Consider the following 25,672-nt stretch of genomic DNA (forward strand, 5'->3'; position numbering starts at 1 on the left):
ACATCGTCACCGCCCCGGAGGCCCTCGCCCTGCTCGCCCCTGGTGGGACTCGACGAGGACCGGCACCGCATCCGCGACGAGTTCGGCATTGAGCCCCGCCGGGCCGGTGCGCTCCTGCTCGTCGGCCACCGCCCCCTCCATCCGGACGTGGCGGAGGAGGAGATCACCGAGGCCCTGCGCCGCACGTTCAACACTCATATGAGCCGCGTCGAGGTGCCGACATACAAGGAGTTACTGGGCAACGCCCGGCGTTCGCTGGACGGTTCGGAGGAGGGGGAAGGAGAGGACGGGCCGGACCGCGGCGGATGCGACGGCGCCGGTTCCGCGTTCCTCACGTCGAGACGCGGGCCGGATCCTTCACCACCGCACTGGCGCGCACGCCGCCGCGGTCCGTGCCCTGCCCGCCGACGGTCACCCCTCATCCGGGTAGGTCGGCGGCAGTCGCGGGCGGTGCGTCCGGTGGCTGATGGGTGTTACCAGGGACCGGACGCGGCTGGAGGGACTGGAGGGAGGTGCGGAGTCAGGGAGGCTGATCGGGGTCTTGACGAAGACGACCGAGGTGTAGCTCCCCGTGAGGCCGTAATTGACCTCTTCCGTATAGAAGTTGATCGCCGGGTCGGGCAGGCCCTGCAACGCTGTAGGCGTCGGCCAAACCCTCACCCACCGTCGAGAGGCGTACGAACATCGCGTGCGTCCGCCGACGCCCCTCACGAAGTCGGCGTATTCGAAACGGCGGTTCCGGTCCGCGGCGGCACCTGGGCGCGACAGGACAGATGTCGGCGCCGTCGCGGACCGGAAGTTCGGGGTGGTGCTCGGCTCAGACCTGGGCGCCGGAGAGGCGTTCCACGGCCCGCAGCAGGGCCGAGTGGTCGAGGCCGCCGTCGCCCTGGGCGCGCAGCGAGGCCACCAGCTGGGCCACCACGGCGCCGACGGGCAGGGCGGCGCCCACGGTGCGGGCGGCGTCGGTGACGATGCCCATGTCCTTGTGGTGCAGGTCGATGCGGAAGCCCGGCTTGAAGTCCCGGTTCAGGAAGTTGTTCTTCTTGCGGGTCAGCACGGTCGAGCCCGCGAGGCCGCCGCCCAGCACGTCGAGCGCCGCCTTCAGGTCCACGCCCGACTTCTCCAGGAAGACCACGGCCTCGGCGCACGCCTGGATGTTCACGGCGACGATCAGCTGGTTCGCGGCCTTCACGGTCTGCCCGGAGCCATGCGGACCGCACAGCACGATGGTCCTGCCGAGCGCCTCGAACACCGGCTGGGCCTCGACGAAGTCGGCCTGCTCGCCACCGACCATGACGGACAGCACGGCCTCGACCGCGCCCGCCTCACCGCCGGACACGGGGGCGTCGAGCACCCGGACGCCCTTCTCCTTCGCGGCCTTCGCCAGGTCGACGGAGGTCTGCGGGGTGATGGACGACATGTCGATCAGCAGGGCGCCGGGCCTGACGTTCTCCAGGATGCCGTCGGGGCCGTACGCGACGGCCTCGACCTGCGGGGAGGCGGGCACCATCGTGATGACGACATCGGCGTCGCGGACGGCCTCGGCGACGGAGGCCGCCGCGGTCCCGCCGGCGGCGGCCAGCCGGTCGAGCTTGTCCTGCTCCAGGGTGTGGCCCGTGACGTCGTAACCCGCCTTGATCAGGTTCTCGGACATGGGGGAGCCCATGATGCCGAGGCCTATCCACGCGACCTTGGGAAGATTACTCATGGTGAGGGTGCCTCTCTGACTGCTCTGCTGCGTCTTCGGGGTGGCTGCGACTGTGGGGCGGGCCTACTACGACTGTGGGGCGGGCCTACGACTGCGGGGCGGGGCTGCGACTTCGGGGCGGGGCTGCGTCTTCGGGGCGGGCCTGCGTCTTCGGGGCGGGCTGCGACCGTGGGGTGGGCTGCGACCGTGGGGTGGGCCTACGACTGTGGGGTGGGCCTACGACTGTGGGGTGGGCCTACGCCTGTGGGGCGGGGCTACGCCTGTGGGGCGGGCCTACGACTGCGGGGTGGGCTACGCCTGTGGTGGGCACTCAGCGCGTCGCGCGGGACTCGCGGGGGAGCCACTCGAAGGCCTCGGCGCTCGGCCGGTCGCCCGGCTTGTACTCCAGTCCCACCAGACCCTCGTAACCGGCCTTGCCCAGTTGGTCGAGGAGGTCCTCCAGCGGGACGGTGCCGGTGCCGGGGGCGCCGCGGCCGGGGTTGTCGGCGATCTGCACATGGCCGGTCTTCCCGGCATACTCGGCGATCACCTGCGGCAGGTCCTCGCCGTTCACGGACAGGTGGTAGAGGTCCATCAGGAAGCGCGCGTTGCCGAGGCCCGACGCCTGGTTGACCTTGTCGACGACGTCGACGGCGGCCGGGGCCGACACCAGCGGACAGAGCGGCGACTCCACCTTGTTCAGGGCCTCGATCAGCAGGATCGCGCCGATCCGGTCGGCCGCCTGGGCCGCCAGGACCAGGTTCTGCAGCGCGAGCGCGTCCTGCTCGGCCGGGTCCACACCGGCGACGCGGTTGCCGTACAGGGCGTTGAGAGCCCTGCAGCCGACGGACTCGGCGAAGTCCGCGGCCACGTCGATGTTGGCGCGGAATTTCTCCGACTCCTCGCCCGGGATCGACAGGGCGCCCCGGTCCGGCCCGGGCAGCACTCCGGAGTAGAAGTTCAGCCCGGTCAGCCGCACGCCTGCGCCCTCGAACGCGCCCCGCAGGGCGTCGAGTTCGGACTGCGCGGGGGTGGGAGATTCGACCCAGGGCCACCACAGCTCGACCGCGGTGAAGCCCGCCGCCGCGGCGGCCGCGGGACGCTCCAGGAGCGGGAGTTCCGTGAAGAGGATCGACAGGTTGACGTTGTAGCGCTGCTCTGCGAATCCCATGGGGCCTCAGGCGCTCCCTTCCGTGTTTATTTCATATTGTGGAAGTTAATTTCTGCTTAATGGAAGACTGCGCTGGCCGTCGGAGCTTGTCAAGAGGGCTCGGTGGAAAACGACAGTGTGCGTCAGGCCGTGCCCGTGCGGCGTGCGCGCCAAGCTGAAGCGCCCGGTCGACGGCGGCTAGGACAGTGGGAGGTTCGTGGTGCGCTCCTGCCGAGCGGCTGTACGCAGCGCTGCGATGACGGCCGTGGTCGTCGGGTTCGCGGTCTCGGTGCGACGCGTCGCGGCGAACAGGAGGCGCAGGATCGGGCGATCGTCGATGAGGGCCGTGCGGATTCCGGGTGTGGCCGGGTCGATGGCCGTTCGGGGGACGAGCGCGGTGGCGAGTCCGGCCCGTGCGAGGGTGAGCTGGGCGGCGATGTCCGCGGTGATGCAGCGCGTCGTGGGTGTGAAGCCGGCCTGGTGGCAGGCGTGCAGGATGGCCTGTCCGCAGTCCGCAGTCCGCAGTCCGCAGTCCGCAGTCCGTGGTCGGCGCCGGCACGGCGAGGCTGTGCGTGGCCAGTTCCCGCAGGGCGACGGGCCGCTCGTCGGCTTGGTCGGCCGCGGTGACGACGAGCAGTGGATCGTCGAGCAGCGGCGAGACCAACGATCCGGTCGGTGCGGCCATGCAGCGCATACACGTACTGCGGGAACACCGTGGCGCCTGCCATCTGGCGGCCGTGCGCCTGTGCGGGCTGAGTGCCCGAGCGGCGATGGTCATCAACCTCGGCGTCGAGCAGGCAACCCGCTACGGCTGGCAAGAGCCCCATCCCGTTGCCGCACCCTGATACCTCGATGGCAGCGTGCCGAGCAGCTCACCGATGAGCTGCAGGCGCCGCTCTACGCCACACTGACCGACCGGCAACGTTCCGAATTCGCCCAGCTCATCAACGCGTTGACCGCCGCACTGATCCCGTGACCGGACAACGAGTACACCAATAGGAGCACGAAGCCCAGCCGGTCGTCACCACCCGCCCCGGACGCCGACACAAGCCGAACGGAACGGCGCCCGCCCCACCTGTCACCGCGGCATACCCACGGCGAAACCGGCCTGGCCGGCCCGCCCCTCGGCACGTTGACAGGCGACTGCCGACGTGTTGCCATGAGGCGCTGCTCAGCCGGACCTGCGTCGCGTCGCATGCCGCTCAGGCACCGGATCGACGGCCAGTTGACCGGGGGCGGCACCCCCGAACCAGAGCGAGGACCCATGCCGCAGCGCGCCGCGACCATCGTCGGCGGCGGGATCGGCGGCCTCGCGGCGGCCATCGCCCTGCACCGCCGGGGCTGGCGCGTCGAGGTGCTGGAACGAGCCCCGGAGTTCACAGAGATCGGCGCCGGCATCTCCCTGTGGCCGAACGCGCTCCACGCACTTGAGGTGCTCGGCCTGGCCGACGCCGTCCGGGCACTCGGCGCCGTCGAAGCCACAGGCGGCGTACGCGACCGCAAGGGCCGCTGGCTGTCCCGTACGGACAACGCGGAGCTGGCGCGCCGCTTCGGCCATCCCCTGGTGGTCCTGCACCGCGCGGACCTGTTGCGGGCGCTCACCGAGGCGCTGCCCGCCGACAGCCTGCGGCCGGACAGTGAGGTGTCCGCGGTCCGCGACGGCGGCCACTGCCTGGTCGTCGATCACCGTAGGGGCGAGTCCCGGCCCGACCTCGTGGTCGGTGCCGACGGGCTGCGCAGTGCGGTCCGCCGCGCCCTGTGGCCCGACGCGGCCGGCCCCCGGTACGCCGGCTACACCGCCTGGCGCATGGTCACCGAGCCCCTCGCCGAGCCGCCCTCCGAGGGCGCGGCCACCTGGGGCCGCGGGGCGAGGTTCGGCTACACGGCGCTACCGGGCGGCCGGATGTACTGCTTCGCGACCGCGTCGCTGCCGGCGGGAGCGGCCTCGGGCTCGTCCGAGTACGCCGAACTGCTGCGCCGGTTCGAGTCCTGGCCGGATCCCGTCCCCGCCCTGCTGGCCGCCGTCCCCGCGGGCACGGTGCTCCGACACGACCTGTACGACCTGCCACCGCTGCCCTCCTTCGTCCGCGGCCGGGTCGCGCTGCTGGGCGACGCGGCCCATGCCATGACCCCCAACCTGGGCCAGGGCGCATGCCAGGCGCTGGAGGACGCGGTCACCCTCGCCCACTGCCTCGACGGCACCCCGGACGTGGCCGCCGCGCTGCGCTCGTACGACCTGCTGCGCCGCCCGCGGACCCAGGCCATCACGCGTCGCTCCGCCCGGCTGGGCGCGATCGGCCAGCTGTCGTGGCCGCCCGCGGTGCTGTTGCGCGACACCGCCGCCCGGCTGACGCCGACGCGGGCGACGCTGCGTTCCATGACGCCGGTCCTCGGCTGGACCGCGCCCGGTGACCCGGTGACCGCGACGAAGAGCGAGAGCCGCTGATGCCGGACTGGACGTATCAACCGCTGCGCGGCCTGGCCGCCGCCGTCCTCGGCCGGCGCCGTTCGCAGCGAACCGCACTGCGGCTGCTGGCCTCGATCGGCTCCCGTCCCACCGGCGCGCGGCTGATCGCCCGGGGGTTCGGCCACCGCCATCCGCCCGAGCGCCTCGCCGGCGAGGTCGTCGGCGTGCCCGTGACCGTCCGCCTCGGCATATCCGTCCCACCCTCGCTCGCCCGCGAAGCGGTACGCGCCATGCCCCCGCTCGGAGTTGGTGTCGTCGAGGTGGCGCCCGTCTCGGCGGCCGACGCGGAGACCGTACGCGAGGCCGCTGCCAACCGCTCGATCCCGCTGGTTGTCCGCGCCTGCGACCCGGAGGCCGAGGCCGCCCTCAAGCCGCATGTCGACGGGTTCACCAGCAGCGACAACCCGCACGTGGTCCATGTCGCCGACCCGTCGGTCACCGCCGCGGCCGCGGCGCTCGAGGAGCCGGGCACCGTCGTGCTCGCCCGGCCCGGGGTGCTCGTCGCGGCCGGACCCGGCTGGTTCCAACGGGTCACCGAGGCAGCCACGCCCACCGCGCCCGCTCCGGTGCTACGAGACGTCGGCCGCGATCCCCGCCGCTGGCCCGCCTGGTGGTGGGCGCTACTCGTCGGGCTCGGTATGACGGGCGCCGGACTCGGAGCCGCGGCGATCACGCTCGGGCCGGTGCTGCTCTGGTACGACCGTGACTACCTCGGCATGACGCTGCACGAACTGCATGCCGCCAACCACCACCTCGTGCACTTCCTCCAGCACGACCGGATCACCATGGCCGGCACGATGGTGGCGATCGGCGCCCTCTACACCGGCCTCGCCGTGGGCGGGATCAGGCGCGGCTGGCCCTGGGCCCGCGAGGTGTATCTGCTCTCGGGAGCGATCGGCTTCCCCACCTTGTTCTACTTCCTGGCCACCGGCTTCGTGGAACCCCTGCACACGGCCACCACCATCGTGCTGTTCCCGATGTTCGTGGCCGCGGTCCGTCGGACTCCGCACGCACCGCGATGGCGCCTGGCGCCCGAGGGACCGGAGCCGGAGCGCCGACGGGCGCTGGCCGGCCAACTGCTGCTGATCGTCACGGGAGCGGGGCTGTTCGTCGGCGGAGCGGTGATCTCGGTGGTCGGTCTGACCGGCGTCTTCGTGCCGACCGACCTGGCCTTCCTGGGCACCAGCACACAGACGCTGGAAACCGTGAATCCCCGGCTCGTGGCGTTCGTCGCCCACGACCGGGCGGGGTTCGGCGGCGCCCTGATGGCCGCCGCGGTGGCGATCATGCTGCTCAGCGCGTGGGGCTGGCGGCGGGGTGAGGCCTGGGTGTTCTGGACCCTGGCCGCGGCCGCGGCCGCCGGCTTCCTGCCGGCTGTCGTGGTGCACGGCGCGATCCACTACACCGACTTCATCCACCTCGCGCCGGTCTACTTCGGCATCGTCATGACCGGCACCGGCCTGCTGCTCGCGCGTCCATACCTCTTCGCCAAGGCGTCGGCGAGACCGAAGGACTGACGGGCCGTCTCGGCGTGCGCTCCACCATGAGCGCACGCACGACTCGGACGCCCCCGATCCACCGGACCGGCCGCTGCACGTAGGTGGGCGGCGCGTCCGGCCGATTCCACTGCGGCACCTCAACTTCCGTGATCCACACCATGGTTGACGTCAGGTTCGGATGGATGCAGGCAAGATGTCCGTGAGTGGTGAGCACCCCCGTCAGCGCTCCGCCGCCGATCGCGGATCCCGCGGCGATCAGCACAGCCACCGCGGCCTGGTCCGCCCCTGCCCCTCTTGTCGCGTCAGGCGCCGAGCGCCGCGAGCACGACGGACCTGGCCTCCTCCTGGACCTGGCTCAGATGGTCCGGGCCGAGGAACGACTCCCCGTAGATCTTGTAGACGTCCTCGGTGCCCGAAGGGCGGGCCGCGAACCAGGCGTTGGCGGTGGCGACCTTGATGCCGCCGAGGGCGGCGCCGTTACCGGGGGCCTCGGTGAGCACCGTGGTGACCGGCTCGCCGGCGAGGGTGTCGGCGGTGACCTGGCGCGGGGACAGCTTGGCGAGCAGCGCCTTCTCCTCGCGGGAGGCCGGGGCGTCGACGCGCGCGTAGGCGGGGGCACCGAAGCGGTCGGTGAGCCGCGTGTAGTGCTCCGAGGGCGTCTTGCCGGTGACGGCCGTGATCTCGGAGGCGAGCAGGGCCAGGATGATGCCGTCCTTGTCGGTGGTCCACACCGAGCCGTCGCGGCGCAGGAAGGACGCGCCCGCCGACTCCTCGCCGCCGAAGCCGAGCGTTCCGTCGGACAGGCCGTCCACGAACCACTTGAAGCCGACGGGGACTTCGACCAGCTGTCGGCCGACGTCCGCCGCGACGCGGTCGATCATGCTGGACGACACCAGGGTCTTGCCGATTCCGGCGCCCGCAGGCCACTGTTCCCGGTGGGAGAACAGGTACGAAATCGCCACGGCCAGATAGTGGTTGGGGTTCATCAGGCCCCCGTCCGGCGTGACGATGCCGTGCCGGTCGGCGTCGGCGTCGTTACCGGTGGCGATGTGGAACCGGTCGCGCTGCTCGATGAGCGAGGCCATGGCGTACGGCGAGGAGCAGTCCATGCGGATCTTGCCGTCCCAGTCCAGCGTCATGAAGCGCCAGGTGGGGTCGGTGAGCGGATTGACCACCGTGAGGTCGAGCCCGTGCTGTTCGGCGATCCGGCCCCAGTAGGCGACCGAGGCGCCGCCCAGCGGATCGGCGCCGATGCGCACCCCGGCGGACCGGATCGCCTCCAGGTCCAGCACGTTCGGCAGGTCGGCCACGTAGCTGCCGAGGAAGTCGTGGCGGCCCGTGCCGGGCGCGGCCAGAGCGCGGGTGCAGGGGATGCGCCGTACGTCCTTCAGGCCGGCGGTGATGATCTCGTTGGCGCGGTCCTGGATCCACGAGGTCGCCTCGGAACCGGCGGGGCCGCCGCTCGGCGGGTTGTACTTGAAGCCGCCGTCGGCGGGCGGGTTGTGCGAGGGGGTGACCACCACGCCGTCGGCGAGGCCGGACGTGCGGTTCCGGTTGTGGGTGAGGATGGCGTGCGAGACCGCCGGGGTGGGTGTGTAGCCGTCGGCCTGGTCGATGAGGACGGTCACGTCGTTGGCGGCGAACACCTCCAGTGCCGTGACCCGCGCGGGCTCGGACAGGGCGTGGGTGTCGGCGCCGAGGAACAGGGGGCCGTCGGTGCCCTGGGCGGCGCGGTACTCGCAGATGGCCTGGCTGGTGGCCGCGATGTGGTCCTCGTTGAACGCCGCCGCGAGGGACGAGCCGCGGTGTCCCGAGGTGCCGAACGCCACCCGCTGCCCCGGTTCGGCCGGGTCGGGGTGCAGCGCGTAGTACGCCGTGACCAGGCGGGCCACATCGATGAGGTCTTCGGGCCCGGCGACCTGCCCCGCTCGCGCGTCCTGCATTTCCCCGCTCCTCCGCAAAGGTCGACCGTTGGGTACGGCTCTCATTCTCCCCTGCCGGGCTCGCCGGGACGCGCGCCGGGCGGCCGTTGTGGCACACGTCCGGCGGGTGCGACGATGTGGGCCGGCGAGCGAAGGGACACCGACGTGAGGCACGAGGACCAACGGCCGCCCGCTGCCGTGCTGTTCGACGCGCTGGGCCCCGACTACGAGAAGGCGTTCGCCCACGCGCCCGCGCACCTGGCCGCGCTGGACTGGCTGATCGAGCGGCTGCCGCCCGCCGCGCGGACGCTGGACGTGGGCAGCGGCACCGGGCGGCCCACCGCGGCCGCGCTCGTCGAGGCAGGGCACTCGGTGCTGGGTGTCGACGTCTCCCCCGTCATGGTCGAAGTCGCCGCCCGTCAGGTCCCCGAGGCCGAGTTCCGCTGCGGCGACATCCGGGATCTTCCGCTCGAGGCGGACTCGTTGGACGGCGTGTGCGTGTTCTTCTCGCTGCTGCAGATGACCCGAGCCGAGCAGGCGGCTCTGACGCGGCGCCTGGCCCTGGCCCTGAGGCCCGGCGGGCATCTGGTGCTGGCCACAGTGCCGGGGGACGTGGAGGACGTCGAGGTGGTCTTCATGGGCCGGCCGGTCCGCGCGACGAGCTTCGCCGAGGAGGACGTCATCGGCATGGTGGGCGCGGCGGGCCTGACGGTGCTGTCCCGCCACAGCACCGTCTTCGCCCCGGACCACCCCGCCGCCGGGCCCGAGCCCCACCTCTTCCTGCACTGCCGCCGCGACGAGGCCGGGCGCTGACGCTCAGGCGCTTGCCTCCCACAGGTCACCGCCCTCGACCCGCTGGACGCGGCCCACGGCGAGCCGGGCGACCGCGCCGACCCGCCGCTCTCGGTGGGCATCTCGGCCGCCGACCTCCACGACAACCAGGGTCCGTCTTCCCGACGGGGCACGTGCTCCACCCAGGCGGCGAGGTCGTGGTACGCCTGCTGGAGCACGTCGTCGCAGTCGATGAGCCGGGTGGTCTTCACCGGCCGGGGCCCGGGCGGTGACGGTCGGGGGACGTGCATGGCGTGCTTGGCGAACCACAACCGGTAGCGCTCGTCTGTCTGCGGGCCGAGAGCCTCCTGGACCGTGCTTCGGCCTGCCGGGGAAGCGGCCGGTGAAGATCGACCCGCATCCAGGCTGTCCCATCCCATCCCATCCCATCGCCTCGGCGCACCGGCGCGCGGCACCGGCGCACCGGCCGCGCGGCACCGGGCTCTCGCGCGTGATGATGCGGGTTGCGGGACGGCCAGCCATGGGGCCATGGCGTTGCGGGGGCGGCTTGGCCCCGTGCAGGGCGAAGGGACGGCCTGGTCGGTTAGGGTCGCCTCGTGGCGGACGAAGCGGCCCCGTCGCAGTGAAATCGATTGGCCTGGGATGCATCACGGCTGTGAAGCAGTCGACCGATGCGTCCCCGTTGTGCCCTGATGTGCCCTCGCGGTGGGCGATCCGGGTAACGTGCAGGTCAGATGCGTGTTCTGGGGGCACAATGCGACTGAGAGTGGAGTTCACGACCGAGCCCTTCGACCTCGACGAGGCCCCGGCGCACGCGCTCGTGGCCCGCGAGGTCGTCGAGGCGGCCGAACTGGACGCGGTCGACGTCGGCCCGTTCGGCAACACGGCGGAGGGGGGCGCCGACGCCGTGCTCACCGCCGTGGACACCCTGCTGCGCCGGACCCTGGAGTCCGGCGCCACCCGGATCTCTCTCCAGGTCAATGTGATCGGGGAGGGCGGCGAGTGACCGGCACCGGTGACGAGCCCTTCGTCGCGGCCGTCAAACCGCTGGTCGACGCCATGGGCGGGGTCATGCTGCCGCCGGACGAAGCCGGCTCCGACGACGTCGTCCTCTCCTGGGAGGGCGCCGACGTCGTCGCCGTACGCCTGCCGCAGCTCGCCGAGTCGCTGGATCACATCCTGGCCGCGATGGAACGCCAGAAGGGCAAGCCGCTGGCCGACCTCGACCGCAAGGCCAAGCAGGAGGTCGTACGGATACTGGAGGCGCGCGGCGCCTTCTCCGTGCGCCACGGCGTGGAGACCGTCGCGAGCGCGCTCGGCGTCAGCCGCTTCACCGTCTACAACTACATCAACGCTCAGGAGGAGAAGCGGGCGCGCGGGCGTGAGGGCGGGTCCGGGGCGAGGCGCTCTTAGCCGTCCGGCGTCCGGCGTATTTGGGCTACTTATGGGTCTACAACTACCTCAACCGCGAGAAACAGGCCTGAGCGGCCGACGGGGCCTGCTTTTCCGTGGCACGGCCGACAGTGTGCGGGGGCTCGGTTCCGGCCCGTTCGTAACCGCGATTTTTCAACAAACTGTTGACGCGGTGTCGTCGCGGGGCGTTAGCTGGCCGTAGCCCGTCCAGCACCACCGGCCACGGAGGCTCCCGTGACTTCGCGCTCTTCGACACCGGGCCTCGCCCGTTTCAACACCCTGGAGGAGCCCGCGGCCGCCGCGGCGCTCCATGAGGCGTGCGCCTCGGCGGAATGGGCCCGCAGGCTCCTCGCCGGCCGCCCGTACGCCACCGTCGAGGACCTCTTCGCCGCCAGTGACGCCGCCATGGCCGAGCTGACCGACACGGACCTGGCGGAGGCGATGGCCGGACATCCGCCGATCGGCCGCCCGAAGCCGGGGGACCCGACCTCGGCCCGTGAACAGCGCGGGATGGCCGGCGCCTCCGACGAGCTCAAGGCGGAGATGCTCGAACTGAACCTGGCTTACCAGGAGAAGTTCGGCCATGTCTTCCTGATCTGCGCCACCGGCCGCACCGGTGACCAGATGCGCGACGCGGTCAGGGAGCGGATCGGCAACGGGCCGGAGCGGGAACGCGAGATCGTCCGCACCGAACTGGGCAAGATCAACCGCATCCGCCTGGCCCGGCTCGTCGAAGAGGAAGCCCGATCATGAGCACCAGCACGACCGCCTCTGTGTCCACGCACATCCTGGACACCTCCGTCGGCCGCCCCGCCGAGGGCGTCGCCGTCCACCTCGCCGCCCGCTCCGGGCGGTCCGCCCAGTACGGGCAAGGAGGAGACTGGCGGGCGCTCGGCGGCTCCGTGACCGACGCCGACGGCCGGTGCAAGGACCTCCCGGTGCTGCCGGAGGGCACGACCCACGTACGGCTCGACTTCGAGGTCGAGCCGTACCTCGCAAGGACCGTGAAGAAGCAAGCCGATGCGCAGCAGGACGCCCCCGCGAATCGGGACAGCGGTGCCGTGTTCTTCCCCGAGGTGGCGATCACCTTCGCCGTGAACCCCGGCGAGCACTACCACGTACCGCTGCTGCTCAACCCGTTCGGCTACTCCGTTTATCGAGGGAGCTAGCTATGCCCATTCTTGGACAGAACCAGTACGGCAAGGCCGAGAACCGAGTCGTCAAGATCACGCGGGACGGCGCCACCCACCACATCAAGGACCTGAACGTCTCCGTGTCGCTCTCCGGCGACATGGACGAGGTCCACCTCTCCGGCTCGAACGCGAACGTCCTGCCGACGGACACCACCAAGAACACGGTGTACGCGTTCGCCAAGGAGCACGGCATCGAGTCCGCCGAGCAGTTCGGCATCCACCTGGCCCGGCACTTCGTGACCTCCCAGCCGGCCATCCACCGGGCCCGCATCCGCATCGAGGAGTACTCCTGGGAGCGCATCGAGCACGGCGGTGAGGGCGCGCACTCCTTCGTCCGCAAGGGCCAGGAGACCCGGCTGGCCCAGATCACGTACGACGGCTCGTCGTGGGAGGTCGTCTCCGGCCTCAAGGACCTCACGGTCATGAACTCGACCGACTCCGAGTTCTGGGGCTACGTCAAGGACAAGTACACGACCCTGCCCGAGGCGCACGACCGCATCCTCGCCACCGACGTCTCCGGCCGCTGGCGCTTCAACTGGACCGACGACGAGCGGGAGATGCCCGACTGGGAGGCGTCCTACGAACAGGTGAGGCAGCACCTGCTCCGGGCCTTCGCGGAGACGTACTCGCTCTCGCTCCAGCAGACCCTGTACCAGATGGCCGCGCGGATCATCGACAGCCGCGACGAGATCGACGAGGTCCGCTTCTCCCTCCCGAACAAGCACCACTTTCTCGTGGATCTGACCCCGTTCGGCCTCAAGAACGACACCGCCGACGGAGCTGTGTACTTCGCCGCCGACCGCCCCTACGGCCTGATCGAGGCCACCGTCCTGCGGGACGGGTGCGAAGCGAAGATCCCGGCGGACCTCACCAACCTCTGAAGGACGAATCCATGGCAGCAACCCAGCGCATCGTCATCGAGAACGCGGCGATCGCGACCGTGGACGCGAAGGACACCGAGTACACGTCGGGCCACGTGGTCGTGGCGGACAACGTCATCGAGTCGGTCGGCGAGGGCCGGGCCCCCGAGGGCCTGACGGACGTCGTACGCCGGATCGACGCGAGCGGGCACCTCGTGACCCCCGGTCTGGTCAACACGCACCACCACTTCTACCAGTGGATCACCCGGGGCCTGGCCACGGACCACAACCTCTTCAACTGGCTCGTCGCGCTCTACCCGACCTGGGCGCGCATCGACGAGCGCATGACGTACGCGGCGGCCCAGGGCTCGCTCGGCATGATGGCCCGCGGTGGGGTGACCACGGCCATGGACCATCACTATGTCTTCCCGAAGGGCTCCGGCGACCTCTCGGGCTCGATCATCCGGGCGGCGCGCGAGATGGGCGTCCGCTTCACGCTCGCCCGTGGCTCCATGGACCGCAGCGAGAAGGACGGCGGCCTGCCCCCGGACTTCGCCGTCGAGACCCTGGACGGCGCGCTCGCCGCCACCGAGGAGACGGTCAACAAGCACCACGACGCCTCCTTCGGCGCGATGACCCAGATCGCCGTCGCCCCCTGCTCGCCCTTCTCGGTCTCCACCGAACTGCTCCGTGAGGGCGCCGAGTTGGCCCGTCGGCTCGGCGTGCGGCTGCACACCCACGGCTCGGAGACGGTCGAGGAGGAGAAGTTCTGCCACGAGCTGTTCGGCATGGGGCCGACCGACTACTTCGAGTCGACGGGCTGGCTCGGCGAGGACGTGTGGATGGCCCACTGCGTCCACATGAACGACTCCGACATCGACGCCTTCGCCCGTACGAAGACCGGGGTCGCCCACTGCCCGTCGTCCAACGCCCGGCTGGCGGCGGGGATCGCCCGCGTCCCGGACATGCTGGCCGCCGGTGTCCCGGTCGGCCTCGGCGTCGACGGCACCGCGTCCAACGAGTCCGGCGAACTCCACACCGAGCTGCGCAACGCCCTCCTCATCAACCGTCTCGGCGCCCACCGCGAAGCGGCGCTCAACGCCCGCCAGGCACTGCGCCTCGGCACCCACGGAGGCGCCCAGGTCCTGGGCCGGGCCGGCGAGATCGGCTCCCTGGAGCCCGGCAAGCTCGCCGACCTCGTCCTCTGGAAGCTCGACACCCTCGCCCACGCGTCGATCGCCGACCCGGTGACCGCCCTGGTCTTCGGCGCGGCGGCCCCGGTGACGCTCTCCCTCGTCAACGGCCGGCCGACCGTGGAGAACGGCCGCCTGCTGCACGTCGACGAGGACGCGATCGCCCGCTCGACGAGGGACGAGGCCCAGCGGCTGGCGCGGATCGCCGGCGAAGCGTGACCCGCTGAACTCTGGTCGAGGGGGACGGCCCTCGACCCAAGCGGTGGACCCGAGCGAGGTCCGGGGCAGCCGTCTGCGAGGCGCGCCCGAGCGTGCGCGCCCCGGAACGGTCCACGGTGCCCGTGTCCGGTCAGCTCAGCTCACTTCAGCGTGTAACTGTCTCCGTACACCTGCCAGTTCAGCGGCAACTCGAGATCGAGGTTGCCCGCCGCCAGGAAGACCCGCTGGGCCGTTTCGACCCTGCTGACGTCGCTGTGGGCCTCCTCCTGCTCCATCGCCCACACCCGGGCGTCGAGGAAGGCGTGCAGGTACCCGGTCTCGTCGCCGCCTTCGGTCGGGGAGGCCGCCTGGAGGAGGGCCTGGTCGCGGATGCCGCCGAAGCTGAGGGCGTCGGTGCCGGGGCCGTGCATGACCATGGCGTCGTAGTAGACGAACTGGCCGAGGGTGCCGAGGCCGTCCTCATCGGCCCGTGTCACCGCCGGGTCGAAGTAGACGCGGTCCCGCTCGTCGCGCTGGGCCGTGCGGAACGCGGCGGTTCCGGCGGCCTCGCGCCAGGCGTCCGGGAAGCCCGGGTCCAGGCCCTCGTGGGAGTCGGTGCCGTTCACCGCGCGCAGCGCGGCCAGATAGCCGGCCAGCGGATCGTCCGCGACCCGCTCGGTGTACAACTCGACCAGGGCGAGCATGTCGCTCGTACCGGAACAGAAGCCGATGATGCCGCCCGTGTAGCCGCGGCCGTCGCCTATGTCCTCGATGTAGTCGTACTGCTCCTCCCAGTCCAGCGAGGAGTTCTCCGCGCTGGACACCAGGCGCATGGCGATGTCCTTCTTCGCCGGGTCGTCGAGCCCGGTGTCCGCCGTGGGTTCCGCCGTGGTGGCCGCGTCCGCCGCCTGGTGCACCAGGGCGGGGGCGGCGAGGAGGGAGGCGCCGAGGGCGGTCAGCAGCAGACGGCGTGATGCCGGACGGTGTGAGGCCGGACGGTGTGATGCGGCTTGGGCGGGCGGCAACGGCACGTGTGTTCTCCAAGTGAGCGCGCTGTAAAGGTAGTTGAGAGTCGCGCGATGGACTTGGAAAGTCGTGAGGGTGCCGTGGCAGTGGGCTGTGATCCCTCAGGAGAGCGCTGTGAGCCGGTCCCGGACCTGTGTGGCGACCGTGTACGTGTTCCCGGTCGGCTCGGTCGCGAGCGGCCCGGGGTTCCGTGCCCAGCGGTCCTCCAGGGCGAACCAGTCGATCTTCTTGGGCGCCCGGCCCGCCGCCAGCGCCGCCCTCAGCTCTTCGAAGTACGTCGACCAGCGCAGCCGGTACAGCCCGCCGACCAGCCCCGCCCACTCCCGGTTGGCGTAGTCCCGCAGCCCCGCGTCCGCGCCCTCCCGTGTCCCCCAGACGGTCAGCAGCGACAGGTTGTCGTACGCCAACTCCTCGCGCTCGGCGGCACCCGCACCCCAGGATCGGGCATCGGCGACCCAACGGCCCAGCAGATGACGGGAGTCGGTGGACACCAGCTCGTCCAGCAGATCCATGAGCGAGAGCCAGTCACCGCACGACCTGTCGAATCGGGCCTTGTCGCCGGCGTCGTACGCGGCCTTGATCTGCGGCAGCATGACCCGGCTGCGGTTGGAGAGGGCCTGGCGGGCCACGTCGAGGAGGTCACGACGGTATGCCGACGACACGCGCAGCTCGGCCCGCACCCGCAGCAGTTCACCGAGCGCGGGCTCGAACTCGGCCGCGCTGTACCGGAGTTGCTTCGGCGACCAGCGGCCGGCCCGTACGACGTTCAGCGCCGGCCGAGCGCCGAACAGGCCGTCGGCGCCCTCGCTCCACGAGTCGGCGCGGGTGGTGCCGTAGGCGGTGCGGCGGAGCATGTCCCAGGCGGCCTCGGCGTGCGGGTCACGGGCCCCGTACCGGGCGTGAGCCCACTCCGCGAACCAGGCCTTGAGATCCAACTCACCCTCCCTCCAGGCGAGTTCCGAGAACAGTGCGAAGGCGGCCGGGTTGTTGTCCGCCGCCTCCGGCATCAGGGCGATCCCGTGCAGCCTGCTGCCGTCCTTGGTGCGCCACTTCTCGTACAGCGCGGCCCAGTCGGGGGTGTTCGCGCCGAGCGCGGTGTGGCCGCCGAAGTTCCAGATCGAGCCGAAGGCGTACGGGGTGTCGCCCCAGTCGGCCTCACGGTCGGTGACCGTGGGGAAGCGGTCGGAGAGGCCGTCTACGACGAGCATGTGCTCCTTGTCGACGGCGTCGACGATCGCGCGCGGCGGGTTGTGCTGCCAGCCGAGAATCACCCAGGTGGCCCCCGGGTGAGCCCGCTGGAGCGCCCGCTCGACGCCCTTCGCCGCGTCGGCGACAGGCACGTCACCCGGGTCGCCGCCCTCGTGCAGCAGGTCCACCTTGTACAGGGACGACGGTCCGAACATCTCGTCCTGCACCCGGTAGAAGGCCGCCGCCACTCGCGCGAACTCGTCCGTACGAGGGTCCAGCCAGTCGGGGCGCGCGAAGCCCATCCAGTCGCCCTGCGGCACGGTCCTGGCCCCCGGAACGCGCTCCGCGAACCCGGCCGGGACCGTCCCGAAGTAGCCGGGCAGTACCGGCGTCATCCCCAGCTCACGCACCCGGTCGGCGATCCGGTGGCCGAGGACGGCACGCGCGTCAAGGAGCTGCCGGGAGACGGGGGAGGGGAAGGCGGACAGATTCTGCAACAGCCACCACGGCTGATGGGCGGGGCCCGGGACCCACTCCCGCAGCTCCTCCTCCCCGTACCCGAACTCCTGGAACACCCGGTGGTACAGCGCGTCCGCGCCCGCGTAGACGAGGACCTCGTTGTAGCCGTGCAGCGCCAGCACGTCCAGCTCGCGCTCCCAGTACGTCCAGTCGAGGTACGCGCCCGTGTAGCCGTCGTTGGTGTCGTTGAGGGCGAAGCGGTGGGTGACGTTCGCCCGGCGGCTGACCGCCGCGTCGAGGCCGGGCAGCTCGCGCGGCAGGAGGTTCGTCTGCTCGCCCGCCCAGTTGATCTCGGCGTACGCGATGTGCCTCAAGTACCAGTTCAGGCCGGTGAGTTGGGTGGCGGGCGTGTCACCGGCGACGGTGATGTGCCCGGTGCGCCCCGACACGCGGAAGGTGTCCCGCTCCTGCCCTACCGTGAACGTGATCTGCCGCCAGTGGTCCGGCAGCAGCCGCCGGGCCGCCACCGAGGCCGTGCGCAGCGCCTTGTCGGTGCGGGGCGCGTCGTCCGAGGGGATCGCGCGGGCCGAGGTGCAGGCGGCCGCGGAACCGGCGGCGAAGGCGGTCAGGAGGGCACGGCGGGCGAGCGGCATGGGATCTCCGGGGTGCGGTGGGGGGTATGCCGTGGGAGGAATACCCGCCGAAACCTCACTTGTGCGCAGACACAGGGCCACACGGGGGAGAACCCGGCGTGAACGGCTCCTTCCGCCGCGTCAGCCTATCGTCGACCGGAGCCGTGGCAGAGCACCGATGGCTGCTGGGTGATCGGCGGGTGACTGCCGGGCGGCCGGCGGACGGCTATGGGGTGGAGCCGTCCCAGGCCATCAGGTTCGCCAGCAGCTCCGCCTGCTCGATCGCGTCGTCCAAAGCATGGTGGGTGTGCCGACGGCGGGAGAGGAGATGCTGAGGCATCGCCCGCTTGGCGACCGCCCGCAGCGGGATCCCGGCCTTCGTCGCGAACAGTGTCTTCATGTCGAGGCACCCCGAGTGCCCGAAGGGGCTCTCACCGGTGAAGCGGATCAGATACCAGTACAGGAACGTCCAGTCGTACGAGGCCGGGTAGCCGCACATCACGGGCTGGGCGTCGCCGCTGACATTGCGGACCCAGGAGCTGAACTGGCGCAGCGCGGCGCCCGGTTCGGCCCCCTTCTCGGCCAGCCGCTCCCGGTCGAGCCCGCTCACCGCCAGCGCTTCCGGCACGAACTGCGCACTGATCGGCCGTAGTTCACGGTAGAAGGTGCGCTGCTCCGGGTCGGCTGCCGTGAAACCGTCCGCGTCCTGCCGCCCCGCGACGGCCGCGCCGAAGCTGAGCATCGAGTACGGCCCCGGTATCGGCCCGTCGGCCTCGACGTCGACGGAGATGTACAGACTGGGCTTGATCGTGCGTGATGACATGCGGCGAGCATGACGGCCGGCCCACGCACGACGCATCCGGGTTTCAGGGCCGGGCGAACGCCTGACAGGGCTGGGAGGCCGGCAACCGGCCGGTGAAGAACGACGTGGGCGGTACTCCCATCAGCGCGCGGAAGTCGGCGGTGAGGTGCGACTGGTCGTAGTACCCGGTGGCGGCGGCGAACTGCGCCCACGGGACGGCGGGGGAGCGGTGGGTGAGGACGTGCCGCACCCGGGCGATGCGGGCGAAGTGCTTCGGGGAGACCCCGATCTGCTCCGCGAAGAGATGGCGCAACTGCCGTTCGCTGACGGCGAGCCGCCGAGCCAACCCGGGTACGCCCTCGGGGAGCCGGCCGCCTCCTGCCGACACCGCGCGGGCTGCCGCACGCACCAGCGCGGTACGGGGGTCGGCGGCGAGCGCCGGGTGTGCGGCCGGCAGTACCTCCGCCAGGCGGTGCACGATCAGCATCCCTTCCACGGACCGGAGTTGATCGGCGAGACGGCGGGCCGAGGGCGAGAGGAAGTCGTCGAGCCGGATCACACGGCCCACCAGGTCGCCCGCCGGGACGCCCAACAGCGGGCGAACGGTGCCCGGTTCGAGGTGCAACTGCACGCAGGAGGCCGACTGCTCGCTCTCGTGATACGAGGCGCGGGTCCGTGGACCGACCACCATGGTCGTACGGTCACCGTCCTCGCCGGTACGCACGACCAGCTTCGCCGCCGTGTCGGGAAGATGGGCGTACGGCCGCCTCGGGTCACCGGCCCCCGGCGCGGCCCCGACCTCGACCTCGGCGAACCACGGCCGCAAGGCATCGGGGAGGCGCACGGGCATCGTGGGAGCCCCTGCCTCGTTCGTGCTCACGGACCGCGGCGCGGACTCGGTCTCGTACGCCCTCGTGCTGCTCACCCGTCCACCGTAGACGCGGCTGCCGCCCGGACGCCGCTCGGCAACCGTGCCGGAATTTCCTAGAGGCCCAGGGGCACGGTTCGGCACCGTGGTCGGCATGATCCTTGTGACGGGTGCCACCGGCACCATCGGCAGTGAAGTCGTACGGCGGCTCGCGGTGCGCGGCGAGAAGGCACGGGCCCTGACACGGGACCCCGCACGGGCCCGGGTGCCGTCCGGGGTGGAGGTGGTGCGCGGGGACTTCCTCGACTCCGGGACCGTCGAGGCCGCGATGGCCGGGGCCGACGCCCTCTTCGCGGTCGGTGTGCTGGGGCCCGGGGACGGTGAGGCGGACGCTCGCCTCGTGGAGCTCGCGCGGGCGGCGGGCGTGCGCCGCGTCGTCAAGCTCTCCGCCATCGGCACCGGCGACCCGGCCAGCGGCCCCGGCGGGAACTGGCACCTACCGGGCGAACGGGCCGTACGGGAAAGCGGGTTGGAGTGGACCGTCCTGCGCCCCTCCTCCTTCGCCTCCAACACGTTGAACTGGGCGGAGGCGATCCGTTCCGGCACTCCCGTGCCCAACATGACCGGGTCCGGCAGGCAGGGCGTGGTCGACCCGCGCGATGTGTCGGAGGTCGCGGTGGAAGCGCTGCTCACGCCGACGCACGCGGGGCGGACGTACACACTGACCGGTCCCGAGGCGATCAGCACCGCCGACCAGGCCGCCGCGCTCGCCTCGGTGCTCGGCCGGCCTGTGGGGACGGCCGACCTCTCGCCGGACGAGACACGCGCCCACCTGGTCGCGGCGGGGATGGGCGACACCTATGTGGAGGGGGTCCTGGCCGGGACCGCGTATGTGCGCGGGGGCGGCGGCGCCGATGTCACCGAGGACGTGCCCCGGGTACTGGGGCGCCGGGCGCGGACCTATCGGGAGTGGGCGGACGACCATCGTGGGGCCTTCGCCTAATGCGCTGCGCCTGAAATCCGTCGGTAGATCTGCCTCGTCTCGGCGGTCGAAATCCCGCCGCCGACCAGGCGCGTTGACCGCCCGCGGCTCAGCCGGAACCGCCTGGGAACTTCCGGCGCAGGACACTAGTGGCGCGGGCGGCGAAGTGCCACCGCAGCCAGTGCCAGGGCCGTCGTCATGATCGCCGTGGCCACCGTGAAGGCCAGGCGGTAGCCGTCCGCCGTGGCCGGGAGGAGGTCGGTGCCGTCGGCGAGCAGGGTGTCGGTGCGGCTCGCCGCCAGGGTCGTCAGGACGGCCAGGCCCAGTGAACCGCCCACCACCTGGGTGGTGTTGAAGAGACCCGAGGCCAGTCCGGCGTCCTCCGGCCGGGCGTCGGACATGGCCAGGCCGGTGAGGGCGGGCAGCGCCGCCGCGAACCCGACGGAGATCAGCATCATCGCCGGCAGGAAGTCGACCAGGTACGAGCCCCCGACCGGCAGTCGGCTCAGCAGCGCCGTCCCGGCCGTGACGAGCACCAGTCCGGCGAGCAGTACCCGGTACGGGCCGAAGCGGGCGATCGTCCGGGCGGACAGGCCGAGCATCAGCACCCCGATTGCGATCGGGGCGGGCAGGAACGCCGTGCCGGTGAGCAACTCGCCGTAGCCGAGGACGCGTTGCAGGTAGAGCACGCCGATGTACTGGAAGCCGTACATGCCCGCGATCATCAGGATCTGGACGGCGTTGGCGCCCGTGAGCACACGGGAGCGGAACAGGCGGAGGCGCAGGAGGGGGCGCGCGGCCCGCGCCTGGCGGAGGGTGAAGGCGGCGAAGAGGGCCAGCGCCACGGCGGCCAGGGCGAGCGTGCCGCCGGTGTCGCGTTCGCCGGCGCCGACGATGACGTAGACCGTGAGCATCAGCGCGCCGGTGATGAGCGCGGCGCCGGGGTAGTCGGCGCCCTCGCCGAGGCCGGTGCCCCGGTCGGGGGCGAGGACGCGCACGGCGGCCACCAGGGCCACCACGCCGATCGGGAGGTTGATGAGGAAGATCCAGTGCCAGTTCAGGGCCTGGGTCAGCGCTCCGCCGAGGAACGTGCCGAGCGCGCCGCCCGCCGCTCCGACCGCGCTGAACACCGCGATGGCACGGGCCTGTTCACGCGGTTCGGGGAACAGCGCGACCAGCATGCCGAGCACCACCGCAGCAGTCATCGCACCGCCCACCCCCTGCAGGGCCCGCGCCACGACCAGCACCTCCTGGCCGGTGGCCACCCCGCACAGCACCGACGCCGCCGTGAACACCGCGAGCCCGGCGGTGAACATCCGCTTCCGGCCCACGAGATCGCCCAGGCGGCCGGCCAGCAGAAGCAGCCCCCCGAACGGAATGAGGTACGCGTTCACCACCCAGGCCAGCCCGGCCGCCGAGAAGCCGAGGTCACGCTGGATCGCGGGCATCGCCACCGTGACGATGTTGCCGTCCAGGATGGTCATCAGGGTGCCCGCGCACAGGACGACGAGGGACGCCCACCGGGAGTACGTTCGCTGTGCCGGGTTCCGTCCCGGCGCCGACGCCGGTGACACGGTCGAGGACGACATGGCTGCACTGCCTCCGAATTCGCCAAAGGTGCACGACTTGTAACGGGGTACATCGTGGATAACCATGGGGCCCGGCATAAGGAGGCACTTCAATGTCCCAAGGGAACACCGCTGTTACCCCGCAGGTCGTGAACGCGGAGGCCTGCCCCGTCAAGGAAGTTCTTGACAGGGTGACCGGCAAATGGAGCGTCATGATCATCGTGGCAGCCGCCCACGGCCCCATCCGCTTCACCGAGTTGGAGCGCGGCATCGACGGCATCAGCCGCCGCATGCTCACCCTGACCCTGCGCAATCTGGAGCGCGACGGACTCGTCACCCGCACGGTCCACCCGACGGTCCCGCCCAAGGTCGAGTACGAACTCACGGACGCAGCCAGGGAGTTGCACTGCACCCTGCTGTCACTCACGGAGTGGGCGGAATGCAACCGGGTCTACATCGCGGAGTCACGGGCGTCGTACGACTCCGAGCGTACGTCAATATGAGTAGATTTTCCGGTTCAGGAACCTCTCGCCGTACATGACGCGTTGTCGCGAAACAGGGATTTATCCGAATGATCGCTTCGCGTCCGGTGGGGGCCGGTACCGACGATGAGAACCGGTAAGTCCGGTTGTGACCGTTCGCGGAGCCGGGGGACAGAACGGGGACACACATGGTGCATCGACACCATCGCGAGACCTACTACGTCGTCAACGAGGGCCGCCTCCTGGAGTTCGAGAAGGGGGAGGCGATCTCGCGCGTACCGAGCGCGACCGAGCAGCAGATGGCCTTCCGCTTCTCCCGGTTCGGCGAGAAGGGAGTCCAGCTCGACGAGACACTGCGCGGCAAGCTGGCCGTGGCCATGACCACGGGCACGGGCGGCCGCGACCCCGACTCAGGGGACTTCGGGACGTCGATCCCGGCGGGGTTCACGTACCTCGGGCAGTTCGTCGACCACGACCTGACACTGGACCGCACCCAGGTGGGGATCGGCGAACCGGTCTCGGTCGAGGATCTGGTGCAGGGGCGCAGCCCCGCGCTCGACCTGGACTCGCTCTACGGCCTGGGCCCGGACCACGCCAGCAGCGCCCGCTTCTACGAGTCCGACGGGCGCCTCAAGATGGGCACGACGCTCGGTGTGGGCTTCCCGCCCGAGTCGCTCGCCAACGTCGACCACGAGGGCTTCGACCTGCCGAGGGCCGGCGAGGCGGCCGGCGGCACCCGGGCGGACAAGCGCGCCCCGCTCATCCCGGACGCGCGCAACGACGAGAACCTGGCCGTCGGCCAGCTCCACCTGGCGTTCATCCGCTTCCACAACCGCGTCGTCGATCAGCTGGCCGAGCGCGGAGTGCCCGAGCACCGGCTGTTCCACGCGGCCCGGGACGTTGTCGTGAAGCACTACCAGTGGATGTTGCGCACCGACTTCCTGCCGCGCATCGTCGACCCGGACATCGTCGAGCGGGTCTTCACCCGAGGGCGTAAGCACTTCGAGCGGCCCGGGTACATCCGTCCCGGGGATCTGCCGACGATGCCCGTCGAGTTCTCCGTCGCCGCCTATCGGATCGGGCACAGCATGGTGCGCGGGGCCTACCAGTGGAACAGCGTGTTCCGCACGGGCGGACCCGGCGACATCGCCACACTGGGCCAGCTGTTCCGGTTCAGTGGCACGGCGGGCAACCTCTCGCCGGGCCCGGACGACCTGAGCGACCTCGACGACCCGAACTCGGGGGCGAGCCTGCGGCTGCCGAGCAACTGGATCGTCGACTTCCGCAGGCTGTTCGACTTCGGTGAGATAGGCCGGGACGACCTGGCCGTGCCCGAGGGCGAGTTCAACGAGACCAAGCTTCTTGACACGCTCCTCGTCGACCCGCTGGCCACGCTGCCCACCGGCACCTTCGGCGGTCTCGGTCGCCCGGCCCCGCCGCCGATCCAGCGCAACCTCGCGTTCCGCAACCTCACGCGGGCCGCGATGGTCGAGCTGGCCACCGGGCCGCAACTGGCCGCCCAGATGGGCTTCAAGCCGCTGACGGAGGACCAGATCCTGCAGGGCAACGGCGGCGCCGTCCTGGAGGGCCTCTCCGACATCGAGCGTGCACAGCTCGTGGAGCACACCCCGCTGTGGTTCTACGTCCTGCGTGAGGCCGAGGTGAACGAAGCCCGCCCCGGCAGCCTCACCGGCGTCGGCGGCACCCTCGTCGCCGAGGTCTTCCACCGCGCGATCGAGGGCAGCCGGAGGTCGATCGTGAAGCACCCGGGCTGGCGCCCGAGCCTCCCGTCCCACCGGAAGGGCAGGTTCACCATGACGGACCTGCTGCTCTTCGCCTTCGAGAACGACCCGGAGCTGCTCAACCCGCTGGGCTGAGCGGTACGGCCGTCCGGCGCGGACCGGAAGGCGTGACTCGACCTCGCTGTCCGGACCGTGGGCGCTCGCCTGCGGCCCGGACAGCGGGGCCCGGACAGCGGGGTCCGGCCGGCGGTGTCCGTCGGCGGGGCCGGTCGACGGGTGTCCGGCCGGCGGGGCCGCTGCCACTACAGTCCGAACAGTGTGGGGTCCGTCGCCAGAGCCCGGAAGTGCTCCCGGGGGTCGGCCACCAGCTTGCGGATCTTCAGGTCCATCAGGCCACCCACGCCGGTGATCTCGGCCGCCACGGTGCCGTCCGTCCTGCGCACGGTCTGCTCGATGCGGAACGTCTTGCCCTCACCCCACACGAAGGCACACGTCACCTCGACCTCGTCACCGGCCAGCAGCTCCCGCCGATAACTGATCGTCGTCTCCAGCGCCACGGGCCCGACCCCCTTCGCCATCAGGTTGGCCTGACGTATCCCGGCGGCCTGCAACAACGACCACCGCGCGTGCTCGCCGTACTGGAGATACACGCTCTGGTTCAGGTGCCCCTGCACATCGGTCTCGTACCCCCGCACGGTCACCGGAACGGAAAACGGCTCGGCCATGACTTCCCCCTACCTACGGCAATACGGCTCTACGGCGAACAGGACGACGCCAGCTTACTGAGCGCTTGCTCATGCACTATGCCCGCCTTGGCGAGGCCAGCAGATACCGTCCCCGCGTACGCGGATCCGTGTGCTCGCCCACCTGCCATCCCGCCTGCTCCAGCGTCGCCGCACAGGCCCGCAGCGCCTCCGCGTCGGGCTCCCGTACGGCGACGGCCTCCGGCTGGGGAGTGGCCCGCACGCGGTAGCCGCCGCCCGCCTGCGCCGCATCCGCACCCATACCCGCGGTGTCCGGACCCGCCGGTCGATGGCCCGCGGCCTCCAGCGCCAGCGCGGCGGCCCGCACCAGATGTGCTCGCTCCCAGCCGCACGGGCGGTCCATGGCGCCGCCCGGATTGGTCATCCGGCGCAGCTCCAGGAGCCCTTGCCAGGCGCTGTGCACCTCACGGATGCGCGCCGGCCCGGTGGCGGCTGCCTCCTCACCGCCGACCTGTGCGGCGAAGGCGCCGGTCTCGGCGGGGGCCGAGGCGGGGGCGGCGGTTTCCGGGACCGCCTCCGGGGCTTCCGCCGTCTCCCGCACGCGGTGCCCGGCAGGTGTCAGGAAGTGGTCGTGCGGCGGGCGCGGATGCCGGAAGGCCAGCCCCCGCCTCACCAGCGCCGCGAGCTGTGTCTCCGTACCCGTCAGCCGCCCGGTCACGGGCTCGGCGGCGTCGATGAGCCGCCGCTGGGCGGCGGTCGGCGGTCGTGTCACGGCACCCTCCCCTCCTCACCCGAGCCGGCCCGTGGGTCGACACATCCCGAGAACGACGTCCGAGAACGAACCC

24 protein-coding genes and 1 pseudogene are annotated in these 25,672 nt (G+C 71.4%); 13 read left to right on the forward strand and 12 right to left on the reverse strand.

Annotated elements, in window-relative coordinates; all coding sequences use genetic code 11:
• Positions 1-6: 6 nt before the first annotated feature.
• From ACFU53_RS09005 to ACFU53_RS09020, 4 genes are all read right to left on the reverse strand, one after another.
• A complete protein-coding gene (locus ACFU53_RS09005; protein ID WP_383987938.1) occupies positions 7-198 on the reverse strand; it encodes a hypothetical protein in 192 nt (63 codons plus the stop codon).
• Positions 199-817: 619 nt separating this feature from the next.
• Complete coding sequence (locus tag ACFU53_RS09010; RefSeq protein WP_383987941.1) at positions 818-1,708, reverse strand: 2-hydroxy-3-oxopropionate reductase; 891 nt, start codon at positions 1,706-1,708, stop codon at positions 818-820.
• Between the two features lie 310 nt (positions 1,709-2,018).
• Positions 2,019-2,858, reverse strand: coding sequence for a TIM barrel protein (locus ACFU53_RS09015; RefSeq protein ID WP_383987944.1), 840 nt, complete (start codon positions 2,856-2,858; stop codon positions 2,019-2,021).
• Between the two features lie 177 nt (positions 2,859-3,035).
• Positions 3,036-3,362, reverse strand: coding sequence for a LysR substrate-binding domain-containing protein (locus ACFU53_RS09020; RefSeq protein ID WP_383988108.1), 327 nt, complete (start codon positions 3,360-3,362; stop codon positions 3,036-3,038).
• Between ACFU53_RS09020 and ACFU53_RS09025 the strand changes: the two are divergent.
• The 3 genes and pseudogenes from ACFU53_RS09025 to ACFU53_RS09035 all read left to right on the forward strand — a co-directional run.
• A pseudogene (locus ACFU53_RS09025) lies at positions 3,347-3,682 on the forward strand (hypothetical protein); the annotation flags it as partial. The gene ACFU53_RS09020 and the pseudogene ACFU53_RS09025 sit on opposite strands and share 16 nt — an antisense overlap.
• 419 nt (positions 3,683-4,101) lie before the next feature.
• A complete protein-coding gene (locus tag ACFU53_RS09030) occupies positions 4,102-5,283 on the forward strand; it encodes an FAD-dependent monooxygenase (RefSeq protein ID WP_383987947.1) in 1,182 nt (393 codons plus the stop codon).
• Positions 5,283-6,821: a hypothetical protein gene (locus ACFU53_RS09035; RefSeq protein ID WP_383987950.1), complete on the forward strand. Its 1,539-nt coding sequence runs from the start codon at positions 5,283-5,285 to the stop codon at positions 6,819-6,821. The genes ACFU53_RS09030 and ACFU53_RS09035 overlap by 1 nt, the downstream gene beginning before the upstream one ends.
• Before the next feature lie 284 nt (positions 6,822-7,105).
• Here ACFU53_RS09035 and pgm read toward each other — a convergent pair whose 3' ends face one another.
• On the reverse strand, positions 7,106-8,746 hold the full coding sequence (gene pgm / locus ACFU53_RS09040; protein WP_383987953.1) for a phosphoglucomutase (alpha-D-glucose-1,6-bisphosphate-dependent): 1,641 nt from the start codon (positions 8,744-8,746) through the stop codon (positions 7,106-7,108).
• A 114-nt stretch (positions 8,747-8,860) separates the two neighbouring features.
• Here pgm and ACFU53_RS09045 point away from each other — a divergent pair, with 114 nt between their 5' ends.
• The 7 genes from ACFU53_RS09045 (at position 8,861) to ACFU53_RS09075 (ending at position 14,395) form a co-directional block, all read left to right on the forward strand.
• Positions 8,861-9,538, forward strand: coding sequence for a class I SAM-dependent methyltransferase (locus tag ACFU53_RS09045; RefSeq protein WP_383987956.1), 678 nt, complete (start codon positions 8,861-8,863; stop codon positions 9,536-9,538).
• A gap of 733 nt (positions 9,539-10,271) precedes the next feature.
• Entirely contained in the window at positions 10,272-10,523 is a 252-nt protein-coding gene (locus tag ACFU53_RS09050) for a hypothetical protein (protein ID WP_383987959.1), read from the forward strand.
• Entirely contained in the window at positions 10,520-10,930 is a 411-nt protein-coding gene (locus ACFU53_RS09055; RefSeq protein WP_383987962.1) for a helix-turn-helix domain-containing protein, read from the forward strand. Before ACFU53_RS09050 ends, ACFU53_RS09055 begins: the two co-directional genes overlap by 4 nt.
• Before the next feature lie 234 nt (positions 10,931-11,164).
• The gene (uraD, locus tag ACFU53_RS09060) at positions 11,165-11,683 is read left to right on the forward strand and encodes a 2-oxo-4-hydroxy-4-carboxy-5-ureidoimidazoline decarboxylase (protein ID WP_383987965.1); all 519 of its coding nucleotides are present in this window, start codon (positions 11,165-11,167) and stop codon (positions 11,681-11,683) included.
• On the forward strand, positions 11,680-12,099 hold the full coding sequence (gene uraH, locus ACFU53_RS09065; RefSeq protein WP_383987968.1) for a hydroxyisourate hydrolase: 420 nt from the start codon (positions 11,680-11,682) through the stop codon (positions 12,097-12,099). The genes uraD and uraH overlap by 4 nt, the downstream gene beginning before the upstream one ends.
• A gap of 2 nt (positions 12,100-12,101) precedes the next feature.
• Entirely contained in the window at positions 12,102-13,004 is a 903-nt protein-coding gene (pucL, locus tag ACFU53_RS09070; protein WP_383987970.1) for a factor-independent urate hydroxylase, read from the forward strand.
• 11 nt (positions 13,005-13,015) lie between these two features.
• Positions 13,016-14,395: an 8-oxoguanine deaminase gene (locus ACFU53_RS09075; RefSeq protein ID WP_383987973.1), complete on the forward strand. Its 1,380-nt coding sequence runs from the start codon at positions 13,016-13,018 to the stop codon at positions 14,393-14,395.
• A 140-nt stretch (positions 14,396-14,535) separates the two neighbouring features.
• Here ACFU53_RS09075 and ACFU53_RS09080 read toward each other — a convergent pair whose 3' ends face one another.
• From ACFU53_RS09080 to ACFU53_RS09095, 4 genes are all read right to left on the reverse strand, one after another.
• Positions 14,536-15,399 carry a chitosanase gene (locus tag ACFU53_RS09080; protein WP_383988111.1) on the reverse strand — a complete coding sequence of 288 codons (864 nt, stop codon included), beginning with the start codon at positions 15,397-15,399 and terminating at the stop codon, positions 14,536-14,538.
• A 102-nt stretch (positions 15,400-15,501) separates the two neighbouring features.
• Positions 15,502-17,700: an alpha-N-acetylglucosaminidase gene (locus ACFU53_RS09085; protein ID WP_383987976.1), complete on the reverse strand. Its 2,199-nt coding sequence runs from the start codon at positions 17,698-17,700 to the stop codon at positions 15,502-15,504.
• A gap of 205 nt (positions 17,701-17,905) precedes the next feature.
• Positions 17,906-18,502, reverse strand: a complete 597-nt coding sequence (locus tag ACFU53_RS09090) for a 3'-5' exoribonuclease domain-containing protein (RefSeq protein ID WP_383987979.1) — start codon at positions 18,500-18,502, stop codon at positions 17,906-17,908.
• A gap of 43 nt (positions 18,503-18,545) precedes the next feature.
• Positions 18,546-19,406: a helix-turn-helix domain-containing protein gene (locus ACFU53_RS09095; RefSeq protein WP_383987981.1), complete on the reverse strand. Its 861-nt coding sequence runs from the start codon at positions 19,404-19,406 to the stop codon at positions 18,546-18,548.
• A 97-nt stretch (positions 19,407-19,503) separates the two neighbouring features.
• On the opposite strand from ACFU53_RS09095, the gene ACFU53_RS09100 reads away from it, so the two are divergent.
• Entirely contained in the window at positions 19,504-20,352 is an 849-nt protein-coding gene (locus ACFU53_RS09100; protein ID WP_383987983.1) for an SDR family oxidoreductase, read from the forward strand.
• A gap of 125 nt (positions 20,353-20,477) precedes the next feature.
• On the opposite strand, the gene ACFU53_RS09105 is transcribed toward ACFU53_RS09100, so the two are convergent.
• The gene (locus tag ACFU53_RS09105; RefSeq protein WP_383987986.1) at positions 20,478-21,920 is read right to left on the reverse strand and encodes an MFS transporter; all 1,443 of its coding nucleotides are present in this window, start codon (positions 21,918-21,920) and stop codon (positions 20,478-20,480) included.
• A gap of 92 nt (positions 21,921-22,012) precedes the next feature.
• Between ACFU53_RS09105 and ACFU53_RS09110 the strand changes: the two genes are divergently transcribed.
• A complete protein-coding gene (locus ACFU53_RS09110; RefSeq protein ID WP_383987989.1) occupies positions 22,013-22,402 on the forward strand; it encodes a winged helix-turn-helix transcriptional regulator in 390 nt (129 codons plus the stop codon).
• A gap of 167 nt (positions 22,403-22,569) precedes the next feature.
• Positions 22,570-24,258, forward strand: coding sequence for a heme peroxidase family protein (locus ACFU53_RS09115; protein WP_383987992.1), 1,689 nt, complete (start codon positions 22,570-22,572; stop codon positions 24,256-24,258).
• 167 nt (positions 24,259-24,425) lie between these two features.
• Here the strand turns inward: ACFU53_RS09115 and ACFU53_RS09120 are convergent, their stop codons facing one another.
• Together ACFU53_RS09120 and ACFU53_RS09125 are read right to left on the reverse strand one after the other, a co-directional pair.
• The gene (locus tag ACFU53_RS09120) at positions 24,426-24,848 is read right to left on the reverse strand and encodes an acyl-CoA thioesterase (RefSeq protein WP_383987995.1); all 423 of its coding nucleotides are present in this window, start codon (positions 24,846-24,848) and stop codon (positions 24,426-24,428) included.
• Positions 24,849-24,924: 76 nt separating this feature from the next.
• A complete protein-coding gene (locus ACFU53_RS09125) occupies positions 24,925-25,599 on the reverse strand; it encodes a hypothetical protein (RefSeq protein WP_383987998.1) in 675 nt (224 codons plus the stop codon).
• Positions 25,600-25,672 lie beyond the last annotated feature (73 nt).

The organism is Streptomyces sp. NPDC057474, assembly GCF_042802555.1.
In the GTDB taxonomy this organism is placed as follows: domain Bacteria; phylum Actinomycetota; class Actinomycetes; order Streptomycetales; family Streptomycetaceae; genus Streptomyces.

Coding starts and splice junctions, on each gene's coding strand:
- ACFU53_RS09005 (WP_383987938.1), bottom strand. CDS start 198: ATGAGTGTTGAACGTGCGGCGCAGGGCCTCGGTGATCTCCTCCTCCGC.
- ACFU53_RS09010 (WP_383987941.1), bottom strand. CDS start 1,708: ATGAGTAATCTTCCCAAGGTCGCGTGGATAGGCCTCGGCATCATGGGC.
- ACFU53_RS09015 (WP_383987944.1), bottom strand. CDS start 2,858: ATGGGATTCGCAGAGCAGCGCTACAACGTCAACCTGTCGATCCTCTTC.
- ACFU53_RS09030 (WP_383987947.1), top strand. CDS start 4,102: ATGCCGCAGCGCGCCGCGACCATCGTCGGCGGCGGGATCGGCGGCCTC.
- ACFU53_RS09035 (WP_383987950.1), top strand. CDS start 5,283: ATGCCGGACTGGACGTATCAACCGCTGCGCGGCCTGGCCGCCGCCGTC.
- pgm (WP_383987953.1), bottom strand. CDS start 8,746: ATGCAGGACGCGCGAGCGGGGCAGGTCGCCGGGCCCGAAGACCTCATC.
- ACFU53_RS09045 (WP_383987956.1), top strand. CDS start 8,861: ATGTGGGCCGGCGAGCGAAGGGACACCGACGTGAGGCACGAGGACCAA.
- ACFU53_RS09050 (WP_383987959.1), top strand. CDS start 10,272: ATGCGACTGAGAGTGGAGTTCACGACCGAGCCCTTCGACCTCGACGAG.
- uraH (WP_383987968.1), top strand. CDS start 11,680: ATGAGCACCAGCACGACCGCCTCTGTGTCCACGCACATCCTGGACACC.
- pucL (WP_383987970.1), top strand. CDS start 12,102: ATGCCCATTCTTGGACAGAACCAGTACGGCAAGGCCGAGAACCGAGTC.
- ACFU53_RS09075 (WP_383987973.1), top strand. CDS start 13,016: ATGGCAGCAACCCAGCGCATCGTCATCGAGAACGCGGCGATCGCGACC.
- ACFU53_RS09085 (WP_383987976.1), bottom strand. CDS start 17,700: ATGCCGCTCGCCCGCCGTGCCCTCCTGACCGCCTTCGCCGCCGGTTCC.
- ACFU53_RS09090 (WP_383987979.1), bottom strand. CDS start 18,502: ATGTCATCACGCACGATCAAGCCCAGTCTGTACATCTCCGTCGACGTC.
- ACFU53_RS09100 (WP_383987983.1), top strand. CDS start 19,504: ATGATCCTTGTGACGGGTGCCACCGGCACCATCGGCAGTGAAGTCGTA.
- ACFU53_RS09105 (WP_383987986.1), bottom strand. CDS start 21,920: ATGTCGTCCTCGACCGTGTCACCGGCGTCGGCGCCGGGACGGAACCCG.
- ACFU53_RS09110 (WP_383987989.1), top strand. CDS start 22,013: ATGTCCCAAGGGAACACCGCTGTTACCCCGCAGGTCGTGAACGCGGAG.
- ACFU53_RS09115 (WP_383987992.1), top strand. CDS start 22,570: ATGGTGCATCGACACCATCGCGAGACCTACTACGTCGTCAACGAGGGC.
- ACFU53_RS09120 (WP_383987995.1), bottom strand. CDS start 24,848: ATGGCCGAGCCGTTTTCCGTTCCGGTGACCGTGCGGGGGTACGAGACC.